A 19,462-nucleotide genomic window follows, 5' to 3' on the forward strand; every position below is an offset into this window, starting at 1 on the left:
AAAGTGCTTAGCCAAGTAAAGTGCTTAGTGAAGAATACGGGTTTTAATTGTGCCGTCTATCTGTTGTAACTCGGCTAGCGCTTCGTAACCGCGGTCTTCTTTTACATCTACCACTACATAACCAATTTCTGCATTGGTTTGTAGGTATTGCGCTTCAATGTTGATGCCTTTCTCAGCAAACGCTTGGTTAATTTGAGTAAGAATACCAGGCTTATTCTTGTGAATATGAAGCAAGCGTGAGCGGTTAGTGTGCTCAGGAAGCGATACTTCTGGGAAGTTAACAGCAGATAGGGTTGAGCCATTATCACTGTATTTTGCAAGCTTACCCGCCACCTCAATACCAATGTTTTCTTGTGCTTCTTGTGTGCTACCGCCCACATGAGGCGTAAGAATAACGTTGTCGAACTTGCGTAGCGGCGACTGGAACTCTTCAGTGTTCGATTTAGGCTCTACCGGGAATACGTCAATTGCTGCACCGTTTAAGTGGCCACTTTCAAGTGCATCGGCCAATGCGTCAATTTCAACTACCGTACCACGCGACGCATTAATAAGAATGCTGCCAGGCTTCATTTGAGCAAGCTGTTCCGCGCCAATCATATTCTGCGTTTGTTGCGTTTCAGGCACGTGAAGCGATACAACGTCAGAAGTGTTTAATAGTCTCTCAAGCGACTTAACTTGGGCTGAGTTACCTAATACCAATTTATCTTCAATATCGAAAAACTGAACGCGCATGCCAAGGTGCTCGGCAAGAATGCTTAACTGTGTACCAATGTGACCGTAACCAATAATACCGAGCGTTTTGCCACGTGCTTCGTATGAACCTACGGCAGTTTTTTCCCATTCGCCTCGGTGCGCTTTAGCGTTTTTGCTAGGCACTTGGCGAAGCAGCAAAATAATTTGACCAAGCACTAGCTCAGCCACCGAGCGTGTGTTCGAGAATGGTGCGTTAAATACAGGGATACCACGGCGCTGCGTAGCGTTCAAATCAACCTGATTGGTACCAATACAAAAACAGCCAATAGCCACTAGCTTTTGTGCAGCATCAACCACTTTTTCAGTTATTTGTGTGCGCGAACGAATGCCAATAAAGTGGGCATCTTTAACTTTCTCGATCAACTCATCTTCTGGAAGCGAGGTTTTAAGAAACTCAATGTTGCTATAACCATTGTTCTTTAAGGTTTCCAATGCACTTTGATGGACACCCTCTAACAATACAATTCGGATTTTATCCTTCTCTAGTGAAACTTTGCTCATGAACTCGCTATCTCTCGCTGATGTATGGTGGATTGCTTATGCAGCGTTAACTCACTTTATAGTAAACGTCTAAATAAGACATCTAGACGTCTAAATGAAAGCTACCAGAAAACAGTAACACTTAAAAGTAGTATTTAGTAGAGGTGGCCATAAAGCACATGAATATATGTGCTTTATTTTTCAAGCCTTTGGCTTAGCCACTAGTAAAGCTACTTAAATGTGTCTACACCATTGTCTGTGGCCGACAACACTACGTCTGCGCCACGCAGCGCAAAAATGCCGTTGGTAACCACACCTGGAATGTTATTTATCTTTTGCTCAAGCTCTCTTGGGTTCACTATTTCTAAATTGTGCACATCAAGAATAACGTTACCGTTATCGGTAACAACGCCTTGTCGGTATTCTGGGTCGCCGCCAAGTTTTACTAACTCTCTAGCCACAAAAGACCTGGCCATAGGAATCACTTCAACCGGAAGAGGGAATTTGCCTAGCACAGGCACGCGTTTGCTCTCATCAACAATACACACGAACGTAGTTGCTGCACCGGCTACAATTTTTTCGCGAGTTAGCGCAGCACCGCCGCCCTTAATCATGTGCATGTGCTCGGTTACTTCGTCTGCACCGTCGATATAGACAGATAAATTGCTTACATCGTTAAGTTCGAACACTTCAATACCTAGCGCTTTTAAGCGCTCAGTAGACGCTTCTGAGCTAGAAACAGCACCTTCGATTTTGTGTTTTATTTTACCTAACTCTTCAATAAAAAAATTCACGGTTGAGCCTGTTCCAACACCAACAATGCTGTCGGCTTCAACGTAATCAATGGCAGCTTTCGCTACGGCTTGTTTTTTTGCGTTCTGATCCATGTTCACTCTCGAGGGCTAATTTTTGTATGGAGTGTAACCGAATTAAAGCCACGAACCTACAGAAAGCTGACCATATTCTTTATTGCGAAAATGCAAAAGGATACGCTGTCAATGATGAGATCAAAAAAACGCGGCCAAAGCCGCGTTTTGAAAGTGTGAATGCTAATTTATGCTTTGGCTTCTGGAAGCTTTAGCTGAATTTGTTGAGGTACTAGCTTCAGTACCCAGCGACGGCAGCCGTGCCAAAAAGCTGATAGCAGTAGTAGAGTAGAACCTATACATAGCCCGGTAACGGCGAAGCTTGAGGTTACCATTCCGAAGTTTTCCATGAGTGCCGAGAACGTGTAAATAACATAAACCAGTGCGCTAACCATAATGGCTCTGCGATCTACTGCAATAGAGATGAGTGCCAGTAGAACATAAAGTGCCAGTACGACAAGCGATACTAACAAACTGCCGCTTCCCTCTAGTACGCCTAAACCTTGGAAAATAGGATGCACAATCATAGGCGCTGAAATAAGGTGAAGCCAAAATGCCACGTCAGAAGCACGGGTTTGTCTAGCGGTATCTTTGCTGTCCCAGTACATTGCTAGGCCAAAAATAAGCAATCCACATACTAAAACAATGTTGTTCACGTAAAGGGTGGTAATAGGGAACAAATAAGCAATTGAGCCCACAATACCTGCGGTAAACGTAGCAGCGCCTGCGGCAACGGTAATGGGTACACGGAAACGAACCCAATGCACAATTGCGCCTAAAGAGGTAATAAGCCCAGATACCAGTAATGTCAGTTCCTTAGACTCTGGCTGGAATAAAATTGGGGTTGCAAATAAACCAACCAAAAATGACAGCAGCAGTGCAATAGCAGGTAGCGCCATTCTGCGCTTATTCACGAAATACTCAGCTAAGCCCCACGAGCCCGCTGCCACAGCAACGCCACCTAAAGGTGGTGCAATGTTATAGCCAATCCAAGCTAAAGACGCCAGAAGTAAAGCACTAGCGATAACCACAAAAATATCGTTAAAGCCGCTTAAAAGACGAAAGTTTTCCTCGTCTACTGCATAACTGTTTCTGGTTTCATTAATAAACTGGCGAAATTGCGTTACATCGTTTTGCGTAAGCACGTTGTGCTTTACGGCAAGTGTTAAGTCTTCATCAGTGTACATAGGCTATTTTCCTTTATTGTTATGCCGCAGCTAAATACTAAACGTGTTTTAGTAATGCTTTTGATAGCAATCGCAATATCAGTGCCAAAATAAATTTAGCCATTAAAACAGGGGCTTAAGTTCTAAGCGGTAGGGAGTGTAACAATTTTAACCATGTAGTTTTAAGAAAAATGACGAAGATGTTGTTGTTTTAACCACTAGAACTGCAAAAGGCGTGTAGGGGTAATAATGGCATTAAGCGGTATATCCCAAGGTGCAATTGGCAAACGTTCCACCTCTTGAACGTCGTGGGCGACGCCGATTAAGAGTGGCTTGTTCGTAGTGCGCTTCGTAAACGCTAACGTGCGATCATAATAACCGCCGCCCATTCCTAAGCGATTTCCCTTCGTATCAAATCCTACTAAGGGCATTAAAATTACATCAAGCTGTGATGAAGGTATAACACTAGGGCAGGCCAGTACTGGCTCTTCAATGTTGTATTTGTTTTTTACCAACGCAGTGTTTTCGTCAAATTTAAGAAACAACAGGTGCCCTTTACAAACGGGGTGCAGCACAGGCAAAGAAAAGCGAACGTTGGGTAACGTATTTCGGGCTTGTTGCATAAAAGGCGATAAGTTTACTTCGCCATCGTTCACTAAATATGATGCTGTATTTATCGTTGTTTGTTGTGAACACTCATTGCTGTGATTCGAAAAAAACGAAGCAAAAAATTCATTCAACTGTGTTGTTATTGCGTTAGCTGCTTCTATTTGTGCGCTATCAGCTAGCGACTTGCGTGCAGTGCGCAAGCTTTTACGTAGTGTCTTTCGTGCGGATTCCGTGTGATGCGAAATACTGGCTCTGCTATTCGATGAGTAATCGGTTGAATTAGTCATAGCGGCTATTAGCGTGCGCTTAAAAAAAGGTTAAGCACATTGACTAGCTCCGTGCTGTCTATTGGCTTTGTTAGCACCGCATTAAGCCCTTTTTCTTTCAGCGCGGCTTCTTGAGTTATTACGTCAGCCGTAAGGGCTACTACTGGCAGGTCGGGCATGATCGCTTTAATCTGTGACGTAGCTTCGTCGCCTTGTATACCGGGCAAATTCAAATCCATAAACACTAAATCGACAGGGTTAGACCTCACGTATTCCACACCTTCTTCCCCAGTGCCTACAATCGCAAGCGGAACGCCAAGCTTCTCGAATAAGGTTTGAATAACCGCTTGGTTTATATGATGGTCTTCAACTACCAACACGTTCACAGAGGTGGATACATTTAATTGCGCCACATAGCTTTTTGGCTGCGCCTCAATAAATGTGTTGTCGCTCACTTCATCTGCAGGAAGCGAGACTAAAATGCGGGTGCCTTCGTTTAGCTTTCTACTTACTTTTATGGTGCCATCCATTAGCTCAATAAGACGTTTTGAAATATTAAGCCCTAAGCCTGTTCCTTTTATTTGATGGGCATTTTGCATTCGCTCAAACGGCGTGAAAAGGTGCTTCTTATCCTCTTCACTCATGCCAATGCCTTCATCAACCACGCTAAATAGTAGTTTACCTGCTTTGTATTTAACCTGAACATTTACCGATTTGTTTGCTGGTGTAAATTTAATGGCGTTCGACAATATATTAAGCGCTACTTGCCCCAACTTTGTATCGTCAAAAAACAGTGCGCTTGGTACCGAACCGTCTACCCGGGTGGAAAATTTAATGTTGCTGTCTTCTGCACGAATACTCGTTAATGAAAACAAATGGATAAAAAAGTCTTTGGTGTTTACCGTTCGCGGCATAACACGCATTTTACCCGCTTCAATTTGCTTGATGTCTAACACAGAGTTTACGATTTCAAGCAAACGTTCACCGCTTTTGCTCACATGCGATAACGGCGTAGAAAAACTATCTGGTAGCGATAGCTTTTGCGCTTCTGCTTCAAGTAAATGGCTGAAGGTATTAATGGCATTTAACGGCGTTCTAATTTCATGACTAACATACGACAAAAAATCAGACTTAAACTGACTGGTGCGCTCTAATTCTCTGTTTTTTCTTTTTAATTCTAAATGCGCTACTACGGCCTTACTTAACGTTTTTAACGATGCTCGTTGTTCGTCAGTAATTTGCCGAGGCTTTTTATCAATGGCACATAGTGTGCCAATAGCGTGGCCACTTGGTGTAATTAACGGCGCGCCCGCGTAAAAACGGATATCCGGCGAACCTGTTACTAGTGGATTGTCATGAAATCTAGGGTCTTCTGCAGCGTCCGGTACTTCAAAAATCTCATCTTGTAAAATAGCGTGCGAACAAAAAGCGATGTCTCTTGAAGTTTCTTGTGCATCAAGGCCTACTCGTGACTTAAACCATTGGCGGTCTGGGTCTATAAGGCTAATAAGTGCAATGGGCGTTTCACAGATTTGAGAAGCCAATGAAGTGAGATCGTCAAACAGCTGCTCGGCTTCAGTATCAAGCACATCGTAGCTGAGCAGTTCAGCTAAGCGTTCGTCTTCGTTCTCTGGAATAGGGGCTGATTTCATAAAAACTTCGTATCACTGCAGAAATAAAAAAGGGCCGTATTTCTACAGCCCTTTTACATTAACACACTGCTTTTACAGTGCGTAGGTATCTATGAATAATTGTTCCAGTTTTGCGTGGTCTACCTTAGTAGCCACTTTTATGGTTTTCGCCTCGTTCCACAGTGGGCTTGGTGTTGTGCCCTTTGGCGCCACAACGGTTTGGCCTCGATCTAATGTGCCAGTACCAACACGGGCATGCCCCTCGGTTAGCTCAAACAGTTCAGGGTGACGCAAGTGAGCCAGCGGGAATGCATCGTGGAAGAAACAAACGCGGTCTTCACGATTTTGTGAATAGAAGTCCATGTAGAACTGGGCACTTTCTTTAACAAAACCGCCAAGCGTATTGTTCTTCTCTTCAAGCTTCTCTACAAAAACAGGAGAGAAAGGCGTGAAGTTCGTAACGTCTAGACCAAACATGGTTAGGTCCCAGTCGGCTGCAAATACAATTTCTGCCGCGTGAGCGTCGTTCCAAATATTGGCTTCAGCAACAGGTGTAACATTGCCCGGTACAAAAGCTGCACCGCCCATAATGCTTACGCCTTTAACCAATTTTGGAAGGTCTGGTTCTAAACGTAGTGCAAGTGCTAAGTTACCCAGTGGACCAATAGCCACGATAGTAATTTCGCCTGGGTATTTACGCGCCATATCAACAATGAATTGTGCAGAGTTACGCGGATCTAGTTCAGTCTTAGGAGCTTCAGGTTTAATGTCGCCGAAACCGTAGTCACCGTGTACAAAGTGCGCATAAGTCGACTCTGGACCAACCCAAGGCATACCAACGCCTTTAGTAACTGGTATATCTTTGCCTGCCATTTCACACAGCGTAAGCGCGTTTTGCGCTGCCATGGTAACCGGCACGTTACCAAACACTGTAGTAAGACCTAGAACTTCGATATCTGGTGATTGAAAAGCGAAGAAGATCGCCATTGCATCATCAATCCCCGGATCTGTGTCTAAAATAATTTTATGTGCCATTAATTTTTCTCAGTGCGTTCTGCTAGTTGGTATGTTTCGCTAGGAAACGATCCACTTCTTTTTCTGATGGAATGCTTTGTGCTGCACCTTCACGCGTTACCGCGATAGCCGATGCACCACAGCCACGACGCAATGCTTGTTTTGCGTCTGCGTGATTACTGTATGCTGACAGGAAGTAGCCAATAAACGTGTCGCCCGCTGCTGTTGTGTCAACGGCGTCGACAGAAAACGCTTTAACTTCTACTACTTCATTTTTACGCAGCATCATTACACCCGCTTTACCAAGTGTAATAATGACTTCGCAATGCGACCACTTTTCTTTAAAAACAGTCACGATATCTTCTAGCGATTCTTTTTCGGTGATGGCGGCCGCTTCGGTTTCGTTTACGATAAGTAAGTCAACACAATCTAGCGGAAGCTGTTTAACCGACTCGCTCATAGGCGCAGGGTTAAACGCTACTTTAAGGTGCTTTTCTTTTGCTTGGCGAAGTACTTCTTCAATACTGCTGGTTTCGTTTTGCGTTAATACCCAGTCAGAAGGCTTCGCACCGTCAAGCGCCTGCATAACTGTTTTTGCAGTAATGGTTTGGTTTGCACCACCAAACAGCACAATGGCATTTTCGCCACTAGGAGTAACTTGAATGATTGCATGACCTGAAGGAGTATCTGAACATTTTACGCCGCGACAATCTACACCTTTTTTAATAAGTGCTTGTTTAAATGCTGCGTCATTCTCATGAATGCTGCCAACATGGCGAACGTCTGCGCCGGCTTGTGCAAGGGCAATGGACTGGTTTGCGCCTTTACCGCCTAACAGCGTTTGATAATGTGTAGAGGCCAGCGTTTCGCCAGGTTGTACAAAATGTTCTACCTGATAAACGTGGTCGATATTTATAGAGCCAAAATTTATTATTGCCATTTCTTCTTCCGTCGAAAGAGGGCGCTTCCCAGAATGCCGCTGTTCATGTTTCGCCCGTGAACCGAAAAGTTCAGGGCGGAAGCATCACAGTTGCCGTAGGCTTCTCGATACTAGTCGAGCCTGCACAATAGCATCCGTTTCAACTTCCTAGGTTTAAAGCATCGGCCAGGGACATGAATGAACTAGCAAACATCCCAGGAAACATTGTAGTTGTATAAAACGCAACAGGGTATCTCAAACGCGCAGTTCAGTGAAGAGGATCACTTGTTGCGCTTAGTAACAAATTTGCGTACATGATTATTACTGCTGAAAAGAATTTAACATTTTCTTGACCAGTTGGTCAGCAATTATACACGCATCTTGAATAAGCTCAAATGTAAAACAAACACCGTTGTAGCCAAAAGCGTTGTTACCCAGCTAATTACTGGTAGCGTTGCGAGTGGAATTCCGTATCCAAGGCTTGTGATCTTAGATGAAAGACTGCGATGTTGCCAGTGAATCTAAGGGAATTTCGTTAATTGTGCTTCTAACTGCACAGCGAGTAATCAACCGGTTTTTAATTTCAGCACATTTTATTGTTTTTACAATTTGCTTAAGGGGACTCACTAGCAAGAATAGGCTTTCTACGTTGAATTTTGCTAGTATTAACGCCATACCTAAATTGTTGTGCAGCGGCCTGGTAGGTAGATAACGCCGTATTATTGTCACAGCTTTTGTTAGCTTAATGAATAAAGAGAACTCTTCGTGGAAAAACAGCTCGATTACGACAGCGTAAGTAACAAACTTTCTCAGCACGGTATTATTGTAGATGGCGCAGAAGTGCAGGGCATTCTATGCGGTATGTTGTGTGGCGGCATGTCACTTATCGACCAGAAATGGCTAGAGGCATTATGTGAAACCATTAATAACGGTGAGAGTTTTAACGACCAAACCACGTTTTTACTGAACTCTCTGTTTAACCAAACCTGTCAGCAACTGCTTGAGCCAGAGTTTGCCCTAAATTTACTGCTGCCCGACGACCAAGCGCCTATTAACGATAGAGGGGCTGCACTTATCAATTGGGTTCAAGGCTTTATGTTAGGGTTTGGCTTGCATCAGCAAGATTTAATGCAGTGTTCTGATGATGTAAAAGAAGCACTTGAAGATTTCTCTGATATTTCGCGTATGGAAGAGCCGATGGACGCCGATGAGGAATCTGAAAAAGCCTTATTCGAAGTAATAGAATATGTGAAGATCTCGGCAATTTTATGTTTCAGTGAATTAGGTCAGTCGCTGCTTGATGACCAGCAAGAAACGCCCTCAGTTCACTAAGGTACATTAGGTAAAGGAGAAGGCTACCTAGAATGATAAGTGCGCAAGAGTTTATCGCCCGTCAAGACCGGCTGCTGGCACAATGCCAACCAAAAAGCGTTTGTATAATTCCTGCTGCTTCTACGGTTACACGCAGCAGAGACACCGAATACACCTTTAGACAAAATAGCGACTTTTGGTATTTAACCGGTTTTGAAGAGCCTAACGCATGGCTTATTTTGTCGAATCACCCGCGCTATGGTGAAAGTTATCGTGCAATGGTGGTTCAGCCCAAAGATAAAAGCGCTGAAATTTGGCATGGTAAACGTTTGGGGGCAGAGGCCGCGTTATCACGTTTTAGTTTAGACGAAGCTTTCGAACTACAAGAGCTTGAAGAGGCATTGCTTGAATCGCTGCAGGGGCAGGATAATGTGTATTTTGCTCTGGGACAGGTAGACGCGCACGATAAATTATTTACGCAAGCTATCACCACATTGCGCGAGGCCCCCAAAGAGTCACTGGCTCCAAAGGCCATTCATGACGTAAGCCCGCTATTACATGAAATGCGTTTGTTTAAGTCGGCCTGTGAGATAGCCACCATGAAGGCTGCTGCTGAAATTAGTGCACGTGCCCACGCTCGCGCTATGCAGTTTGCCAAACCTGGCTGCTATGAGTATCAGCTAGAAGCTGAAATTCACCATGAATTTGCCATGGCCGGCGCACGTTCTCCAGCTTACAGCAGCATTGTAGGTAGCGGTAGTAACGCATGTATTTTGCATTACACCGAAAACAACGCACAAGTGAGCGACGGAGACTTGGTGCTCATTGATGCTGGCGCAGAATACCAAGGCTATGCAGCAGACATTACCCGCACCTTTCCCGTAAATGGCAAATTTAGCAAAGCACAGCGCGATATATACAGCGTTGTGCTAAGAGCGCAAAAAGCCGTATTAGATGCATTAGCACCTGGTGTTACGTTAAGTGAAATGATGGTGCTAAGTACCGAGATTATTACTGAGGGGCTTGTAGAATTAGGTATTCTTGAAGGCAGCGTGGCTGATAACCTAGAGCAAGAAAACTGGCGTCATTTTTACATGCACGGGCTAGGGCATTTTATTGGTTTAGATGTTCACGATGTAGGTAACTACAAAATTGACGGTGAAGATCGCCCACTTAAACCCGGTATGGTGATTACCGTTGAACCAGGTGTTTACATCAGTGACGACAGTGACGTACCCGAAATGTACAAAGGTATTGGCGTTCGTATAGAAGATGACGTAGTCATTACAGCCACTGGTGTTGATATACTTACTGCTGATGTGCCAAAAGAGATAGATGAAATTGAAACGCTTATGCGTAAATGATCGCTTGAGTGAAAATGAAATGTCTTTAAATTGAAACGTTTGCGACGCTTCCTCACATTCTGTGTGGGAGACTCAGCGTTTTTTGTGAAGAACAAACACAGTGTATTTCGTGAAGAGCAAAGGCGCAAAAACGCAAAGCGTGATTAACAATAAAAAAGAGAGAAACGATTGGTGAAGTCGGTAGACGTAGCAATAGTTGGGGGTGGTATTGTAGGTACTGTACTAGCCAAAGGGCTTTCTGAGCACGCGCATTTAAATGTGGCGCTTATCGATGCTGCCGACCCTACATTACAAACCAGCGAAAACCCAAACTTTAACCCCTTCACCGACACTCGCGTTATCGCATTGGCAAGACGTACTATTAATGAGCTTACTCACTTGGGCATTGAAGTAGATGAACTTGCCAAGCATTTTCAGGGCGAAATGCCCCCCCTTATTAAACACATTGAAGTAAGCGACAAAGGCCACCTTGGGCTGGTGGAGCTAAACCATCAAGACTACAACATTTCAGCCTTCGGGCGAGTAGTGGCGCTAAGTGCGTTAACACGACTGGTACTTGATGCCGGTAAAGGCTTTACGCATATTGCACCTGCCCGCGTATCGCGCGTTATGCAACATCAAGAATTCTGTGAAGTTGTGTTAGATAACGGTGAAAGCATATCGGCCAAGTTGTTGGTGTTAGCTGACGGCGGGCGTTCTGGTCTCGCTCAACAATTGGGTATTGATAAAACTACCACAGATTATAAGCAAACCGCGCTGGTATTTAATGTTCACACACAGCTTCCCCATGAAAACAAAGCCTACGAGCGTTTTACGGCATCAGGCCCTTTGGCCTTTTTACCGTTTGATAGCGAAATAAACGGCGAAAAAGCATCGGGTAACGGCTTCTCTGTAGTGTGGACAGTAGACAGTGATGAAGCCGAAAGCATAGATACACTTAGCACTGATGCATTTATGCTTAAACTGCAAGACGCGTTTGGTTATCGCCAAGGTAAAATAGTACGCGTAAGTAATGTTGCTAGTTACCCGCTGGCGCTTACTATGGCCGATAAAGTGGCATGCCATCGCACTGTATTGGTAGGTAATGCAGCACAATCGCTACATCCCATAGCAGGGCAGGGCTTTAATTTAGGTCTTCGTGATATTAGTGCGCTTATTGATGTGGTTACAAGAACACGTTCAACGGATTCAAGCAGCAATAGCTTTGATGCCGGCAGTTTTTATGTAACGAATACGTACGCCCAGCGCCGTAAAAGTGATAGAAGTAACACCGTAACACTTACCGATACCTTGGTAAGAACATTTTCGAATCACTATTTTCCAACAGTAGTGGGGCGCAATATTTCACTGTTAGCGTTCAGTGCAGTGCCAATGGCAAAACGCGCGTTTGTAAAGCAAACTACAGGCTATGCAGATAGCACGTTAGGGTAATAATAAGAAGGTTAAACAAAGAAAATCATGCAGCACGTTGATATAGCTATTGTTGGTGGTGGTATTGTGGGTTTAACCCTTGCCGCTGCATTAAAGAAAAGCGAGTTAAACATCGCTGTTATCGATAAAAAAGCAAGCCATCAGCCTCTTGCAGAAAAACCTACCGCCCGCGTAAGTGCCATCAATCAGGCTAACATAGCAGCTCTTCAGCAGCTTGATGTTTGGGAACACGTTCAACAAGACAGAGCAAGCGCCTATACCCATATGCACGTATGGGACAAAGACAGCTTTGGTGATATTTACTTCGCTTGTGATGAAATGGGAAGCGACGCACTAGGCGTTATTATGGAAAATCAGGCTTTGGTTAATGGGTTGTCTGATGCGGTATCAGTACAACCTAACGTACAGCTAGTTACGGCAGGAATAGAGCGTGTGCTAGCGGGTCCAAATCAAACCATGTTAATGCTAGATAACAACGATGCACTAAGCTGTCGTTTGCTAGTGGGCGCAGACGGCGGCAACTCGTATGTTCGTAAGCAGGCTGGTTTTCCGATAACGTTTAAAGACTACGAACACACCGCTATTGTTGCCAATATTCGCACCAAAGAGCCGCATAATAAAGTTGCGCGCCAGGCGTTTACGCCGACTGGCCCCCTTGCGCTACTTCCCATGGCAGACCCTCACGTTTGTTCTATTGTGTGGTCGCAAAGCCCCGATGCCGCTGGGGCATTAATGAACATGGATGATACCGATTTTTGCAACGCGCTAAGCGCCGCCAGTAACAGCGTATTGGGTACTGCATCGCTTGAAACACAGCGTGTCAGCTTTCCTTTAACCATGCGCTATGCAAGAGAGTGGGCAAAAAATGGCGTAGTGCTAGTAGGCGATGCAGCGCACACCATTCACCCGTTGGCGGGGCAGGGCGCTAATTTGGGTATGCAAGATGCCCTTGCGCTGGCTGAATTGCTAATGCAATTAGAAGCACTAAACAAAGATATTGGGCTACATAAGCATTTGCGCCCCTACGAGCGCAGCCGTAAAACTGAAGCAATGAAAATGATAGCGGCGATGGATGGGTTTAAATTCTTATTTGACGGCGACGACCCTATTAAAAAGCTTATTCGCGGTATAGGTTTAACTGCGACTAACAAACTCGATGTGGTAAAGAACGCGTTTGTAAGCCACGCAATGGGTTTGTGATATTAACTCTTTACCGCACTTACGTTTTATATGAAAAATCATCGCGAATAGCTTTGAAAGCCACACTACAAGAAAGGAATTAGGGTATGGATAAACGACACTTTTTAAAGTTTTTCGGTGCAGCTGCTGCAGCTGCTCCTATGGCATCGCTAGCTAAATTAAGCGATGTAGACACCTCAATCAGCCCTGATCCCAGCACCCTAAACGACATTACAGGAAGTAGCACCCCTATTTCACTTGCCGAGCGTCGCTCACGTATTGAAAAAGCACAAGCGTTAATGAAGCAGCATGATATGGCGGCAATTCTTGTAGAGCCTGGTGCCGCAATGGATTATTTCTCTGGCGTACAGTGGTGGAGAAGCGAGCGTTTAACCGCACTTATTATCCCTCAGAAAGGCGAAGTAGCTGTGGTTACGCCTTTCTTTGAAAAGCCAAGCGTGATGGAGTCGCTCAAAGTAGGCGACGATGTTCGCGTGTGGCAAGAGCACGAAAGTCCGTTCGACGTAGTAGCAGATATATTAAAAGCACGTGGAATAACATCAGGTAACTTAGGCTTTGAAAGCAGCGTGCGCTATTTCGTTGTTTCGGGTATGTCGAAGGCTATGCCTGCAATGAATATTTTGCCTGCGGAGCCTGTGACCCTTGGCTGCAGAATGTATAAAAGCGCAGCAGAGCTTACGCTTATGCATAAAGCCAACGAAGTTACGTTGCGCGCTTACGCGTTTGTATTTAACAACTTGAAAATAGGCATGAGTCAGCAAGATGTGAAAGTGCTTATGAATAGTGCTCAGCAACAGTTAGGTGGCAGCAATACGTGGTGTTTGGCGCTGTTTAACGACGCCAGTGCGTATCCTCATGGCACCAATGCAAAGCAAGTTATTCGCGAAGGCTCTGTGGTGCTGCTTGATAGTGGCTGCAGCGTGCATGGCTATCAAAGTGATATTAGCCGAACGTTAGTGTTTGGAAAGGCATCACAAAAAGTTGAGGACGTATGGAATATCGTGCGAGAAGGGCAGAATGTTGCTTTTGCAGCGGCCAAAGTAGGCGAACCTGCAGGCGCTGTTGATGACGCCGTTCGTGCTTTTTATGCAAGTAAAGGATATAGCAAAGATTACGCGTTACCGGGGCTTAGTCACAGAACCGGCCATGGCATTGGTATGGAAGGGCATGAAAGCGTGAATTTTGTTAGAGGTGAAAAAACCGCGCTTGAAAAAGGTATGTGCTTTTCGAACGAACCTGGCTTGTACATTCCAGGGGAATTTGGCGTGAGGCTGGAAGACTGCTTGTTTATGACAAACTCAGGCCCCGCATACTTCACAGAACCACCAAGTTCATTAACACGCCCTTTAGGTAAACTTGTACCTTTTACCGTGTAGCGTAAATGGGCTGGCTTAGTCGTTCAGTTTATCTGAGCGCTTCGCTACGTTTTCCTGCGTAAGTGAATCTATAAACACGGGCGTTTTACTAAGTTGCTCCAAGCGCTTTGTTTCTTCCTTGAAAAAGTACATTGCTGCAAGAACAACTACGAAGGTAATTAATACTGCTGCGATCATCAATTGGCTCCAATACTCTTTTTGGTTAATAGGTTTGATCGCCTGATGCGACTAATGCTTGTACAGAAAATACCAGAAAGCGATTAAAACAATAGTTACGTTCTTGTAATGTTAGGCTTCAGTCTACGCTTGCTTGGATTTCTTTTTGCTCTCCAATGGTTTAAGTTTCTTTTAAACGCTTGATGTAAGAGCATGTCTCAAAATTTCAAAAAAACATTACACTTAGTTACCACAATATTTACATTGTTACGTTGAAACGGAGAAAACATGGCTGATAACAAATTCAGATTGGTCACGCGCAGTGACTTTGATGGCCTTGTGTGTGCTGTACTGCTGAAAGATTTAGATATGATTGACGACATCTTGTTTGTTCACCCAAAAGACATGCAAGACGGCAAAATTGATATAACGACAAACGACATCACAACCAACTTGCCTTACGTTGCTGGCTGTCACATTGCTTTCGATCATCACTTAAGCGAAACCATGCGTAACGACAGTAATATCGATAATCATGTTATCGATCCAAAAGCGCCTTCAGCAGCTCGCGTTGTATACGATTACTATGGCGGCTCAGAGAAGTTTCCCAACATATCTGTGGAAATGATGGACGCGGTTGATAAAGGCGATTCCGCACAGTTTTCAGAAGAAGAGATTCTTGAGCCAGAAGGCTGGGTGCTAATGAACTTCCTAATGGATGCCAGAACGGGCCTTGGTCGTTTCCGTGAGTTCAGAATTTCAAACTACCAATTAATGATGAAACTTATTGATGCATGTCGAGAGCACAGCATTGAAGAGATTCTTAAAATGGAAGATGTGGCAGAGCGCGTAGAGCTTTACAACGAGCATAACGAGCTAGCAAAAGCGCAAATTGCAAAATGTAGCACCGTTCACAAAAACTTGGTGATTTTAGATTTAACCGAAGAAGAAACGATATACGCTACCAACCGTTTCGTAATCTACGCCATGTATCCCGATTGTAATATATCAATACATAAAATGTGGGGCCTTAAAAAGCAAAACGTGGTGTTCGCTATTGGGAAATCTATTACCAACCGTAGTTCAAACACTAACGTTGGCGAGCTTTGCTTACAATATGGCGGCGGTGGTCATTTAAATGCAGGTACATGTCAGGTGGAAACCAGTACTGCCGAAGATGTGCTTAAAGAAATTATCGAGAAGATTAACGCCGACGGTTAATGGCCAAAGGTAGCACTATTTTATATAGCGCTGCTATTTAAATAAACCTGCTGAAAAGGTCAGTGATAAAAGAGGAAATCCCTTTGGCACTGGCCTTTTTTGTTGGCTTTTTTGCTGGCTCTTTTGTTAGTGGCTTTGCTAGAAATTAAGTGACTTAGTTAGTTAGCCTTACCTTAAAAAACTCGGCCAATGTTTTACTTATAACAGGGTGCTGGGTGTCTTGGTTAAACAAACAAATATTTACCTTACCCAATTTAGGCAAATGCGGGTGGCTTAGCGGTGTTAAGTGTGCCGGCAAGCTCGACTTCGCCAATGCCGTTACGCCAAGCCCTTGTTGAATAGCGGCAACTAGCCCACCTAAATCAGCGTTGGTGTAGGTAATTTTCCAAGCAAAGGTTTGTTGTTTAAGCTGTTCAATAACGCGGCTTCTGTACATGCAGCCGTCAGGTGCTAATACCAGCGGTATGTTATTACCCACAAGCGGGTGCGCATTATCTCCCACCCACACCACATCATCTTCTAGTACTACTTCACCTTCGGTTTGCTCGCCCGGGTTTACTAGCGCCAGAATTAAATCGAAATGATCGCGCTGGCTTGGGTGTAGTAAGTCTCTGCTAAGTGCCGATGTAACTTCAAGCGATACATCTGGGTAGCGTTTAGAAAACTCACCAATAAGCCCAGGCAGAAGCGTTGACGCGAATTCGCTAGGGATACCTAAACGTAAGCGGCCGCTAAGCGGGGCAGGGGTAAGGCTTCTAAAGATATTGTCGTTAAGTTCTAGCAACTCTTTGGCTTTAGGGTATAGCCAGTTGCCATCGGCGCTAGGTACATGACGTTGCCCCACTTTGGTAAACAGCTTCCTGTCTAACTGAGTTTCTAGTTTCTTTATTTGCAAACTAATGGCTGGTTGAGAGCGACCAAGAAAATCGCCTGCTTTGGCATAACCACCAAGTTCAATAACGCTTACAAAGGTGCGTAACGTATCAAGGGAAAGCTGCTTCATATTGATAAGGCTTATTAATGAATGCGCGTGCGTACATTATATTTGCAAATGTTATCGAGTGGAAGGATATTACCTGCTAACCCTGACTTTGTTGATCGACTGCTTCATGATGTTCAACGCCTGAGTATTAACTACTTTATTAGCATTCAACGAATTATGATTAAAACGCTGCATGCCAGCGAATATGCAGTACCACGACGGGCGCAAATAAACGAGTTTGTTGTCTACGTCATTTAGCGCTTGTTCAAAGCTTGCGCCTTTATCCCATGCATCTAGTAAATAAGCCAATGTATCAGGCACGGCCATATCGGTTTGACAGGCTTTCCAGTATGGTGTGTCGGTGCGGGTGGTCAAGTAATAGTGCGCTGCAATGTAGTCGCGAATGCCATCGAACATTCTGTTCATTTCAGCATTGTAGTGCACAACACCATTGGCACTTTCACTTTGCCAGCAGTCAACAAAGTGGTGTAAAGCGTATTGCACCAGCATAAGCGCCGTTGCTTCAAGGGGCTCTATAAAACCCTGCGATAAACCAATACAAAGGCAGTTGCCCTGCCAATGTTCATCTAACCTGCCTACTTGCATGGTTAAATGGCGCGCGTCTTGTTGCTGTTCTGTCGTTTCAGAATTGGTCCTTATTAGTACCTGTCGCAACTCTTCTTCGGCTTGAGAGGCGCTACAAAATGCGCTGCTGTATACGTAGCCATTCCCAGTGCGATTGGTTAGCGGAATATGCCACTGCCAACCGTGTTTTAACGCTACAGAGCGTGTTTGAAGGGCGCGGGTTGGCTGTTGAATAGGTGGGCTTGGAATTGCAACAGCGGCATCGTTGAATAACGTATCAGCATAGCTTTTAACTGGGCGTGCTAGCGCTTGCTTGCCAAGTAACCCTCTAAAACCTGAGCAGTCTACGAATAAATCAGCCGACAACTCTTCACCATTGCTCAGCACAATATGTTTGATGCGCGGTTCGTCGGTAACGATTTCCTCTACAGTTCCAATTTTATGGGTTACGCCTTTTTGTAAAGCGTATTTTTTTAGAAAATCACCTAGCAAACCTGCATCAAAGTGGTAGGCATAATCAAGGTTAGCCTTTGAAGAAATGGCTTGCGGGGTAATACCGTCATTTACCATTTGGGCTGCAGTGAAATAATGCGATGGATTTACATCGCAGGCTTCTCCTGCTCGTCTCTTATTCACTGCGCTGAAGTACATGTCGGCAGTAGGCATGTCTAAGGAAGAAAAGAACGGATGAAAATAACTGTCGGCGTTTCCGGTCCACTTTTCGAAGCTAATGCCCATTTTGTATGTAGCGTTACAATGCTGCATCCACGCGCTTTCGTTAATGCCTAAGTAGTCGAAAAAGTATCGTAAATAAGGTGTAGACCCTTCGCCCACACCCACGGTGCTAATGTCTGCCGATTCAAGAAGCGTTATCTTTGGCGGTGGTAGCTTATTATTGGCTGAATTTAGCTCAATGGCTCTCGCTAAATAGCAGGCGCTCATCCAACCGGCCGTGCCGCCACCCACAATAACGATATCTTGAGGCAATGCTTTCATCAGGCTTTCTCTGTCGACGCTCGCACCACCAGTTCCGGTACGAAGGTGTGGTTTAAATTGTCGGCTGTTGATTTGGCTTTCTTAGCACGTAAGAACTGAATAAGCGACGATGTAGCATGTTGTGCAATTTCGTTGGTTGGCTGAGAGGCGGTGGTCAGCGGCGGGAATGTCTGGCGCGAGAATGGGCTATTCTCAAACCCTGCAATGGCAAGATCGTTTGGAACATCAATGCCCTTCATTCGCGCTCCAAAAAGAGTACCCGCCGCAATTTCATCGTTACAGGCAAATACAGCGGTAGGGTGGGATGACATACCAAGCAAGGTTTCAGCGCTTTTTACACCGGTTTCAAATGAATAGGTTCCTTTGATGATCAGCGATTCATCTAGCGTAATGCCTGCTTCATTGAGTGCTGCTTTGTAACCGTTAAAACGCTCGGTGGTCGATTTGTGACTTTCTTCACCCGCAATAAAGGCAATGTGTTGATGGCCTTGCTTAATCAAATGTGTGGTGATGTCGTAAGCGGCTTTAAAGTCGTTCACTAGAACATAGGGTAGGGCGGAATCCACAATGCCATCGCCCGATAAAATACGCACATAATTAATGTTATTAGCATCTAGCTCGCTAAGAACAAGGGGCATTTCAGACAACGGCGGCGATAAAATAAGCCCAGCAAGTTGAGCGGCATCTACCATCTCAACCAGTTCTTTTGCTATATTTTTTGAGCTTGCATCACAGGGGTGAATAAGCAGTTCAAAATTATTTTTTCTACACACATCCAATATGCCCTTTTGCATATCGATAATGTAGTACGCATTCGGGTTGTCATATACATAACCAAGAACAGATGTCCCTTTACTGGCTAGGTCACGTGCCGCTTTGTTTGGCGTATATTTAAGCGCGGCAATGGCATCTTCTACTCGTTTCAAGGTATCTGGCTTTACAGTACCTTCTTTATTGATTACTCGTGAAACTGTCTTTATCGAGACACCTGCCATTTCGGCGACACTTTTGATGGTAGCAGCCAAAGTCTATTCTCACTTTAAAAAATTGGTTTAAATTTCAACAGTTAAGGCGAAGTTATTATACTTTTGTTAAAAAAGTATTTGCGGCTTTACATTCTGTCATGTAACTTAACA

The 19,462-nt window shown here is 44.5% G+C and carries 17 protein-coding genes and 1 other RNA gene; 6 read left to right on the forward strand and 12 right to left on the reverse strand.

From position 1 onward, the window contains the following. Window positions 1-24 precede the first annotated feature (24 nt). From serA to ssrS, 8 genes are all read right to left on the reverse strand, one after another. Complete coding sequence (gene serA / locus ACGHAV_RS05820) at window positions 25-1,254, reverse strand: phosphoglycerate dehydrogenase (protein WP_390377668.1); 1,230 nt, start codon at window positions 1,252-1,254, stop codon at window positions 25-27. 209 nt (window positions 1,255-1,463) lie between these two features. Next, window positions 1,464-2,120 (reverse strand): ribose-5-phosphate isomerase RpiA, encoded by a 657-nt coding sequence (gene rpiA / locus ACGHAV_RS05825; RefSeq protein WP_390377671.1) that lies wholly within the window; start codon window positions 2,118-2,120, stop codon window positions 1,464-1,466. 167 nt (window positions 2,121-2,287) lie between these two features. Further along, window positions 2,288-3,286 carry a hypothetical protein gene (locus tag ACGHAV_RS05830; RefSeq protein ID WP_390377674.1) on the reverse strand — a complete coding sequence of 333 codons (999 nt, stop codon included), beginning with the start codon at window positions 3,284-3,286 and terminating at the stop codon, window positions 2,288-2,290. 197 nt (window positions 3,287-3,483) lie between these two features. Next, window positions 3,484-4,161, reverse strand: coding sequence for a 5-formyltetrahydrofolate cyclo-ligase (locus ACGHAV_RS05835; protein WP_390377677.1), 678 nt, complete (start codon window positions 4,159-4,161; stop codon window positions 3,484-3,486). Between the two features lie 8 nt (window positions 4,162-4,169). Next, window positions 4,170-5,792, reverse strand: coding sequence for an ATP-binding protein (locus ACGHAV_RS05840; protein WP_390377680.1), 1,623 nt, complete (start codon window positions 5,790-5,792; stop codon window positions 4,170-4,172). A 72-nt stretch (window positions 5,793-5,864) separates the two neighbouring features. Next, complete coding sequence (locus ACGHAV_RS05845; protein WP_390377683.1) at window positions 5,865-6,806, reverse strand: nucleoside hydrolase; 942 nt, start codon at window positions 6,804-6,806, stop codon at window positions 5,865-5,867. A gap of 22 nt (window positions 6,807-6,828) precedes the next feature. Further along, the gene (locus ACGHAV_RS05850) at window positions 6,829-7,725 is read right to left on the reverse strand and encodes a ribokinase (protein WP_390377686.1); all 897 of its coding nucleotides are present in this window, start codon (window positions 7,723-7,725) and stop codon (window positions 6,829-6,831) included. Between the two features lie 21 nt (window positions 7,726-7,746). After that, window positions 7,747-7,929, reverse strand: a non-coding RNA gene (gene ssrS / locus ACGHAV_RS05855) — 6S RNA. Window positions 7,930-8,469: 540 nt separating this feature from the next. Between ssrS and ACGHAV_RS05860 the strand changes: the two genes are divergently transcribed. The 5 genes from ACGHAV_RS05860 (at window position 8,470) to ACGHAV_RS05880 (ending at window position 14,386) form a co-directional block, all read left to right on the forward strand. After that, complete coding sequence (locus ACGHAV_RS05860; protein WP_390377689.1) at window positions 8,470-9,036, forward strand: UPF0149 family protein; 567 nt, start codon at window positions 8,470-8,472, stop codon at window positions 9,034-9,036. A gap of 32 nt (window positions 9,037-9,068) precedes the next feature. Beyond that, window positions 9,069-10,379 carry a Xaa-Pro aminopeptidase gene (gene pepP / locus ACGHAV_RS05865; RefSeq protein WP_390377692.1) on the forward strand — a complete coding sequence of 437 codons (1,311 nt, stop codon included), beginning with the start codon at window positions 9,069-9,071 and terminating at the stop codon, window positions 10,377-10,379. Window positions 10,380-10,550: 171 nt separating this feature from the next. Continuing rightward, window positions 10,551-11,810 carry a 2-octaprenyl-6-methoxyphenyl hydroxylase gene (gene ubiH / locus ACGHAV_RS05870; RefSeq protein WP_390377827.1) on the forward strand — a complete coding sequence of 420 codons (1,260 nt, stop codon included), beginning with the start codon at window positions 10,551-10,553 and terminating at the stop codon, window positions 11,808-11,810. Window positions 11,811-11,837: 27 nt separating this feature from the next. Then, window positions 11,838-13,010 carry an FAD-dependent monooxygenase gene (locus ACGHAV_RS05875; RefSeq protein ID WP_390377695.1) on the forward strand — a complete coding sequence of 391 codons (1,173 nt, stop codon included), beginning with the start codon at window positions 11,838-11,840 and terminating at the stop codon, window positions 13,008-13,010. 86 nt (window positions 13,011-13,096) lie between these two features. Further along, window positions 13,097-14,386, forward strand: a complete 1,290-nt coding sequence (locus ACGHAV_RS05880; protein WP_390377698.1) for a M24 family metallopeptidase — start codon at window positions 13,097-13,099, stop codon at window positions 14,384-14,386. A 15-nt stretch (window positions 14,387-14,401) separates the two neighbouring features. Here ACGHAV_RS05880 and ACGHAV_RS05885 read toward each other — a convergent pair whose 3' ends face one another. Further along, a complete protein-coding gene (locus ACGHAV_RS05885) occupies window positions 14,402-14,563 on the reverse strand; it encodes a hypothetical protein (RefSeq protein WP_390377701.1) in 162 nt (53 codons plus the stop codon). 267 nt (window positions 14,564-14,830) lie between these two features. On the opposite strand from ACGHAV_RS05885, the gene ACGHAV_RS05890 reads away from it, so the two are divergent. Next, the gene (locus ACGHAV_RS05890; protein WP_390377704.1) at window positions 14,831-15,763 is read left to right on the forward strand and encodes an exopolyphosphatase; all 933 of its coding nucleotides are present in this window, start codon (window positions 14,831-14,833) and stop codon (window positions 15,761-15,763) included. A 154-nt stretch (window positions 15,764-15,917) separates the two neighbouring features. Here ACGHAV_RS05890 and ACGHAV_RS05895 read toward each other — a convergent pair whose 3' ends face one another. The 3 genes from ACGHAV_RS05895 to ACGHAV_RS05905 all read right to left on the reverse strand — a co-directional run bounded on the left by ACGHAV_RS05895 (window position 15,918) and on the right by ACGHAV_RS05905 (window position 19,351). Continuing rightward, entirely contained in the window at window positions 15,918-16,766 is an 849-nt protein-coding gene (locus tag ACGHAV_RS05895; protein ID WP_390377707.1) for a LysR family transcriptional regulator, read from the reverse strand. 69 nt (window positions 16,767-16,835) lie between these two features. Then, window positions 16,836-18,326: a tryptophan halogenase family protein gene (locus ACGHAV_RS05900; RefSeq protein WP_390377710.1), complete on the reverse strand. Its 1,491-nt coding sequence runs from the start codon at window positions 18,324-18,326 to the stop codon at window positions 16,836-16,838. Further along, window positions 18,326-19,351, reverse strand: a complete 1,026-nt coding sequence (locus ACGHAV_RS05905) for a LacI family DNA-binding transcriptional regulator (RefSeq protein WP_390377713.1) — start codon at window positions 19,349-19,351, stop codon at window positions 18,326-18,328. The genes ACGHAV_RS05900 and ACGHAV_RS05905 overlap by 1 nt, the downstream gene beginning before the upstream one ends. Between the last annotated feature and the right edge of the window lie 111 nt (window positions 19,352-19,462).

It is taken from the genome of Alteromonas sp. MTD1 (genome assembly GCF_042848195.1).
Taxonomy (GTDB): Bacteria; Pseudomonadota; Gammaproteobacteria; order Enterobacterales; family Alteromonadaceae; genus Alteromonas.